Annotated in this window: 5 protein-coding genes; 4 read left to right on the top strand and 1 reads right to left on the bottom strand. The window is 40.7% G+C overall.

The genetic code is table 11. The features are described 5' to 3' along the window. Nucleotides 1-300 precede the first annotated feature (300 nt). Both malQ and glgP read left to right on the top strand, forming a co-directional pair. Complete coding sequence (gene malQ / locus ADM50_RS05975; protein WP_049484849.1) at nucleotides 301-1,818, top strand: 4-alpha-glucanotransferase; 1,518 nt, start codon at nucleotides 301-303, stop codon at nucleotides 1,816-1,818. Between the two features lie 22 nt (nucleotides 1,819-1,840). Then, nucleotides 1,841-4,099: a glycogen/starch/alpha-glucan family phosphorylase gene (gene glgP / locus ADM50_RS05970; RefSeq protein WP_049484848.1), complete on the top strand. Its 2,259-nt coding sequence runs from the start codon at nucleotides 1,841-1,843 to the stop codon at nucleotides 4,097-4,099. 62 nt (nucleotides 4,100-4,161) lie between these two features. Here the strand turns inward: glgP and ADM50_RS05965 are convergent, their stop codons facing one another. Continuing rightward, the gene (locus ADM50_RS05965) at nucleotides 4,162-5,010 is read right to left on the bottom strand and encodes a putative RNA methyltransferase (protein ID WP_049484847.1); all 849 of its coding nucleotides are present in this window, start codon (nucleotides 5,008-5,010) and stop codon (nucleotides 4,162-4,164) included. Nucleotides 5,011-5,161: 151 nt separating this feature from the next. On the opposite strand from ADM50_RS05965, the gene ADM50_RS05960 reads away from it, so the two are divergent. Both ADM50_RS05960 and ADM50_RS05955 read left to right on the top strand, forming a co-directional pair. Next, nucleotides 5,162-5,440, top strand: a complete 279-nt coding sequence (locus ADM50_RS05960; RefSeq protein ID WP_000910909.1) for a DUF6110 family protein — start codon at nucleotides 5,162-5,164, stop codon at nucleotides 5,438-5,440. Between the two features lies 1 nt (nucleotide 5,441). Next, nucleotides 5,442-7,505, top strand: coding sequence for a heavy metal translocating P-type ATPase (locus ADM50_RS05955; protein ID WP_049484846.1), 2,064 nt, complete (start codon nucleotides 5,442-5,444; stop codon nucleotides 7,503-7,505). The last annotated feature ends 7 nt before the right edge of the window (nucleotides 7,506-7,512 follow it).

The raw sequence follows: 7,512 nt of genomic DNA, 5'->3' as shown, positions 1-7,512 counted from the left end.
AAAATGTTTGTTTTTTTTGAATTGAAAATATATTAGGAAAACGATTGCGTAAATTCGGCTCGGTTTTTCAGAAAATAGAGCAGATATTGGGAATGAATTATCTTAAATCAGAAAATCTTTAAAATTTTTTCGCTTATTTCATAAAATATCAGTGGCAACAAGTTTTGTTTGATTAAAATAATTCAAAAAAATTTTTTAAAAACGCTTGCATTTGTTTTTGAAATGCGTTATACTTAAATTAACGCAAACGTTTGCGCCTTAATTGCGCAACGTTTTATAACAAACACATGAGGTGCTATTATGAAAAAACGTCAAAGTGGTGTGTTGATGCACATCTCTTCTCTGCCAGGAGCATACGGGATTGGATCATTTGGCCAGACTGCCTATGATTTCGTTGATTTCTTGGTTCGTACCAAGCAACGTTACTGGCAAATTCTCCCTCTTGGGACAACAAGTTATGGAGATTCTCCATACCAATCATTCTCAGCCTTTGCTGGGAATACGCATTTTATCGACCTTGATATCTTGGTAGAGCAAGGCTTGCTCGAAGCCAGTGATCTTAAAGGTGTTGACTTTGGTAGCGATGCATCTGAAGTTGACTATGCGAAGATTTATTACGCACGTCGTCCACTTTTAGAAAAAGCAGTCAAACGCTTCTTGGAAGTGGGTGATGTCAAAGATTTTGAGAAGTTTGCTAAAGACAACCAATCATGGCTCGAACTCTTCGCAGAATATATGGCTATCAAAGAGCATTTTGACAATCTTGCTTGGACAGAATGGCCTGATGCAGATGCTCGTGCTCGTAAAGCTTCAGCACTTGAAAGTTACCGTGAGAAATTGGTAGACAAGTTGGTTTACCACCGTGTGACTCAATACTTCTTCTTCCAACAATGGTTGAAATTGAAAGCCTATGCTAACGATAACCACATCGAAATTGTTGGGGACATGCCTATCTACGTAGCGGAAGATTCAAGCGACATGTGGGCAAATCCACATCTCTTTAAGACAGATGACAATGGTAAAGCAACTTGTATCGCAGGATGCCCACCAGATGAGTTTTCTGCCACTGGTCAGCTTTGGGGGAACCCAATCTATGACTGGGAAGCAATGGACAAAGACGGTTACAAATGGTGGATTGAACGTTTGCGCGAAAGCTTCAAGATCTACGATATCGTTCGTATCGACCACTTCCGCGGGTTCGAATCTTACTGGGAAATTCCTGCTGGTTCCGATACAGCAGCACCTGGTAAATGGGTGAAAGGTCCTGGCTACAAACTCTTTGCAGCCGTTAAGGAAGAGCTTGGTGAGCTAAACATCATCGCAGAAGACCTTGGTTTCATGACAGATGAAGTCATTGAGTTACGTGAACGTACTGGCTTCCCAGGAATGAAGATTCTTCAATTTGCCTTCAACCCAGAAGACGAAAGTATCGATAGCCCACACTTGGCGCCTGCCAACTCTGTTATGTACACAGGAACACACGATAACAATACGGTCCTTGGTTGGTACCGTAATGAGATTGACGATCCAACTCGTGAATACATGGCTCGTTACACGAACCGTAAAGAGTATGAAACAGTGCCACACGCTATGCTTCGTACAGTCTTTTCATCAGTTAGCTTCATGGCAATTGCAACTATGCAAGATTTGCTAGAATTGGATGAGGCAGCTCGTATGAACTTCCCATCTACCCTTGGTGGAAACTGGTCTTGGCGTATGACTGAAGATCAATTGACACCAGCAGTCGAGGAAAATTTACTTGACTTGACTACAATTTATCGCCGAATCAACGAAAATTTGGTAGAATTAAAGAAATAAGACATTATCAGGAGACACAAAAATGTTACCATTAAACGAATTTGTACAAAAACGTTACAATAAAACCATTGCAGAATGTAGCAATGAAGAGCTTTACCTTGCTCTTCTTAACTACAGCAAGCTTGCTAGCAGCCAAAAACCAGTGAACACTGGTAAGAAGAAAGTTTACTACATCTCAGCTGAGTTCTTGATCGGTAAACTCTTGTCAAACAACTTGATCAACCTTGGTCTTTATGACGATGTGAAAAAGGAACTTGCAGCTGCAGGTAAAGAGTTGATCGAAATTGAAGAAGTAGAATTGGAACCATCACTTGGTAACGGTGGTTTGGGACGTTTGGCAGCCTGCTTTATCGACTCAATCGCTACACTTGGTTTGAATGGTGACGGTGTTGGTTTGAACTACCACTTCGGTCTTTTCCAACAAGTTCTTAAAAACAACCAACAAGAAACAATTCCTAACGCTTGGTTGACAGAGCAAAACTGGTTGGTTCGCTCAAGCCGTAGCTACCAAGTGCCATTTGCACACTTCACCTTGACATCTACTCTTTACGATATCGATGTACCTGGTTACAAGACAGCTACTAAAAACCGCTTGCGTTTGTTTGACTTGGATTCAGTTGATTCTTCTATCATCGAAGACGGTATCAACTTTGATAAGACAGACATCGCTCGCAACTTGACTCTCTTCCTTTACCCAGACGATAGCGACAAGCAAGGTGAATTGCTCCGTATCTTCCAACAATACTTCATGGTGTCAAACGGTGCGCAATTGATCATCGACGAAGCAATCGAAAAAGGAAGCAACTTGCATGACCTTGCGGACTACGCAGTTGTACAAATCAACGATACTCACCCATCAATGGTTATCCCTGAATTGATCCGTCTTTTGACTGAACGTGGTATCGAACTTGACGAAGCAATCTCTATCGTTCGTAGCATGACTGCCTACACTAACCACACAATCCTTGCTGAAGCCCTTGAAAAATGGCCTCTTGAATTCTTGGAAGAAGTGGTTCCTCACTTGGTACCAATCATCAAAGAATTGGACCGTCGTGTGAAAGCAGAATACAAAGACCCAGCTGTTCAAATCATTGATGAAAACGACCGTGTACACATGGCTCACATGGATATCCACTACGGATACAGTGTTAACGGGGTAGCAGCCCTCCACACTGAGATCTTGAAGAACTCTGAGTTGAAAGCATTCTACGACATCTACCCAGAAAAATTCAACAACAAAACAAACGGTATCACATTCCGTCGTTGGCTCATGCATGCCAACCCAAGACTGTCTCACTACTTGAATGAGATTATTGGAGAGGGTTGGCACCATGAAGCGGATGAACTTGAAAAACTCTTGTCATACGAAGACAAGGCTGCTGTTAAAGAAAAATTGGAAAGCATCAAGGCTCACAACAAACGTAAATTGGCTCGTCACTTGAAAGATCACCAAGGTGTGGAAATCAATACAAACTCTATCTTTGATATCCAAATCAAACGTCTTCACGAGTACAAACGCCAACAAATGAACGCTTTGTATGTCATCCACAAATACCTTGATATCAAGGCTGGTAACATCCCTGCTCGTCCAATCACAGTCTTCTTTGGTGGTAAAGCAGCTCCTGCCTACACAATCGCCCAAGACATCATTCACTTGATCCTTTGCTTGTCAGAAGTGATTGCAAATGATCCAGAAGTAGCCCCACACTTGCAAGTGGTTATGGTTGAAAACTACAACGTTACTGCAGCAAGCTTCCTTATCCCAGCATGTGATATCTCAGAACAAATCTCACTTGCTTCTAAAGAAGCTTCAGGTACTGGTAACATGAAATTCATGTTGAACGGTGCTTTGACTCTTGGTACTATGGACGGTGCTAACGTGGAAATCGCTGAGTTGGTTGGCGACGAAAACATCTATATCTTTGGTGAAGATTCAGAAACTGTTATCGACCTTTACGCAAAAGCAGCTTACAAATCAAGCGAATTCTATGCTCGTGAAGCTATCAAACCTTTGGTTGACTTCATTGTGAGCGATGCTGTTCTTGCAGTAGGTAAGAAAGAACGCTTGGAACGTCTTTACAACGAATTGATCAACAAAGACTGGTTCATGACTCTCCTTGACTTGGAAGACTACATTAAAGTCAAAGAGCAAATGCTTGCTGACTACGAAGACCGTGACGCATGGTTGGATAAAGTCATCGTTAACATTGCCAAAGCAGGATTCTTCTCATCTGACCGTACAATCGCTCAGTACAACGAAGATATCTGGCACTTGAACTAATAATTACATAATTTAAACCCGTACCTTGAAGGTGCGGGTTTTGTCTTATCGGAAAGATTTATTTACAGTGCTTTCCCAACCAAAATCTCTGCTTCGATGGTAATCTCTGTCAGTTGGCTCCAGTCAATCTTAGTATGGTCAATGTGAAAGAGTAAGGGTGTCATGGCAAGCAGAGCTTGGCGTTGCTCAGCCGAGATAGGTTTTGTTAAGGAAGCAATCTGACGAGATTGGATACGGAAGTGTTCTTGGAAATGTTCCTTAATATCTTGATTAGAATAATCCTTCTTTGTCAGCTGGTTCTGCACCATTTGACGGATTTCCTTGAGGTGATTTTCAGTTGGGATAACCTTGATCAAGATACCGTCTTTGGATAAAACGCGGCGAAATTCTCCATAGTTGGCAGGTGAAAAGATATCAAGCAGGATATCCATGCTGGCGTCTTTTATAGGAAGACGGGCCAAGTCACCGACGAACCAATTGACTGCCCAGTTGGGTTCACTCTTAGCAGCGATTTGGACCGAGTCTTTTGAGATGTCAAAGGCATAGAAGGTTTTATCAGAGTGAGCTTCTTGGAGTTTGCGAGAGTAGAAGCCTTCACCACAGCCGATATCCAAGATAGTTTTGGCAGTTTCTAGGCTTGCAAGTAAGTCGGAGATTGCTTTTAAGATAGTCTGATAAAATCCGGCTTTTAGGATTTCTTGGCGGTTTTGGAAGTTTTCCTTGTCGTAGTTGGCAGATTGTTTGATTTGAGGTGCTAGATTGACATAGCCGAATTTTGCTAAATCGAAAGAGTGGCGGTTACTGCACTTGAGGCTAGTTTCGATCAAGGTCAGATTTTTTTGACAGATAGGGCAGGAAAAGGCGCTAGCAGTAGCGAAACGCTGGAGTTTGGGTTTGAGGTTTATATTCATAGTTTTAGTCTAGCAAAAGAGGCAAGCGAAAGCAAGTATAGGAGTATGTAGATATGAGATTCAATAGAAATAAATCCAATTCTTTAATCCATAGAATGGAATTGCTTTTATATCTAAATTGCTATATAATAATGATAAGGAGGAAACGACTATGTTAAAAGAAGTATTAACCGTCGCAAAAGTTGCGAAAAAATCATCACTCTTTTTGGGTGGTGTCGCATTTGGTACCCTTGGTTTGAAAATTTTGGCAAGTAAGGAAGCTAAAAAAGGTTATTCTAAAGCTTTGGCTAAGGCTTATAAGTTAAAAGACGAGCTAGATGCATCTGTTTCTGTTGTGAAGCAACATGGAGATGATGTCTTGCAAGATGCCAAATATTTGTACGAGCAAGAGAAAAAAGAAGAGCAATTAGATAGCCTTATAGGGGAATAATATGTCTTTTAAAGTGCTACATAGAGGATACCAACATATCCGATTATCATCTTCTTTTTCACTCACCTTGGATATTCAAGACTATCTTCGTTCCTTGGTGAGAGATGAAAAGGGGATTGAGTCTATCCAGTTTTACATGGATCAACAGCACTTTACTCTACGCATAAAAGAAGGCTTTTCTGTATTAGATAATGCAGAAGCCTTTTTAAAAAGAATTGATAAAGGGAAAGTTTCTGAGTTGATGACTCTTCCCATTCGTAGAGAAGAGAGTGCTTATTCTATTGTTTCAGGTGCAGCGATTAAGCGTATACTTTTTCGTAGTTTTGTGCCGTATCCTATTCGCTATATATGGACCTGTTACCAGGCTTTTGGCTATATTAGAGAAGCTTATCAAACACTAGCGCGTAAGGAACTAACGATGGAGGTCCTGGACTGTTCGGCGATTTTATTGTCCTTGTTTATGAACCAATCCAAGACGGCTAGCAATATCATGTTTATGCTTGATTTGGGGAATCATTTAGATCAGTGGTCCTTGAAAAAAACTGCAACAGATTTAGAACAAAGCCTTCTTGCAAAAGAGAGCGATGTATTCTTGGTACAGGGCGATACGGTCGTTAGTATCAAGAGTTCCGATGTTCAAATAGGAGATGTCTTGGTCCTATCTCAAGGAAATGAAATTCTGTTTGATGGACAAGTAGTTTCAGGTTTAGGTATGGTCAACGAAAGTTCCTTGACGGGAGAGAGTTTTCCAGTTGAAAAAAGAGAGTCTGATTTGGTTTGTGCAAATACAGTATTAGAAACTGGAGAGTTGCGCATTCGTGTAACCGATAATCAGATGAACAGCCGGATTTTACAACTGATTGAGTTGATGAAGAAATCTGAAGAAAACAAGAAAACGAAACAACGCTATTTCATCAAGATGGCGGATAAGGTCGTCAAATATAATTTCTTGGGGGCTGGGCTGACTTACCTATTAACAGGTTCTTTTTCTAAGGCTATCTCTTTCCTATTGGTCGATTTCTCCTGCGCTTTGAAAATCTCTACTCCTGTAGCTTATTTAACAGCTATCAAGGAGGGGTTGAATCGTGAAATGGTGATTAAGGATGGGGATGTTCTGGAGAAATATCTGGAAGTTGATACTTTCTTGTTTGATAAGACAGGAACAATCACAACTAGTTATCCTATAGTTGAAAAGGTGTTACCTTTTGGGGACTATAGTGAGGAAGATATTCTCAGAATCAGTGCCTGTCTTGAGGAACACATTTATCATCCTATTGCTAATGCCATCGTCAAGCAAGCTGAGATAGAGGGGATTGAACATGAGGAAATGCATGGGAAACTCCAATATATCGCAAGCAAGGGGATCAAATCTCATATAGATGGGCAACCAGTTCTTATTGGGAATTATGTTTTGATGCAGGATGAGCAAATTCATATCAGTTCGGAACAAAATGCTTTAATTGAAGAGTATAAGAGCCACTACAATCTCTTATTCTTAGCATATCAGAATGAATTGATTGGAATGTTCTGCATCCATACTCCTTTGAGAAAAGAAGCAAAAGCAGCCTTGGAGAAACTTAAGGCACAAGGGAAAAAATTGATTCTGGCAACAGGGGATACCCTGGTTAGGACAGAGGAATTAGTAAAAGATTTGCCCTTTGATCAAGTCTATACAGACTTGAAACCTGATGGGAAGTTTGAGTTAGTAGAGAAACTGCAGAGAGCAGGTCACACTATTTTGATGGTTGGGGATGGATTGAATGACTCGGCTGCTCTAACCCTATCAGATATCGGTGTGGTGATGAATGAAAGCGCAGATATTTCTAAGCAGATGAGTGATATCTTATTGTTAGATAATCGCTTGGATTTCTTCCAAGAGTTGGATTCGCTATCATCATCTTTGCAAATACTCATCAAGAAGAATATTCAAGATACCGTTGTCGTAAATAGTAGTTTGATTGGCTTTGGCTTGTTTAATTGGCTCAGTCCTTCAAATCTCTCTATCTTACATAATCTAACAACCTTGCGCATTGTCTTGCGTAGTCTGTCTATTAAAAATAGATAGATGAGAG

The organism is Streptococcus oralis (genome assembly GCF_001075675.1).
Lineage (GTDB): Bacteria > Bacillota > Bacilli > Lactobacillales > Streptococcaceae > Streptococcus > Streptococcus oralis_V.
Note: the sequence above shows the minus strand (reverse complement) of the source record. Positions and strands in the feature narration are given on the sequence as shown.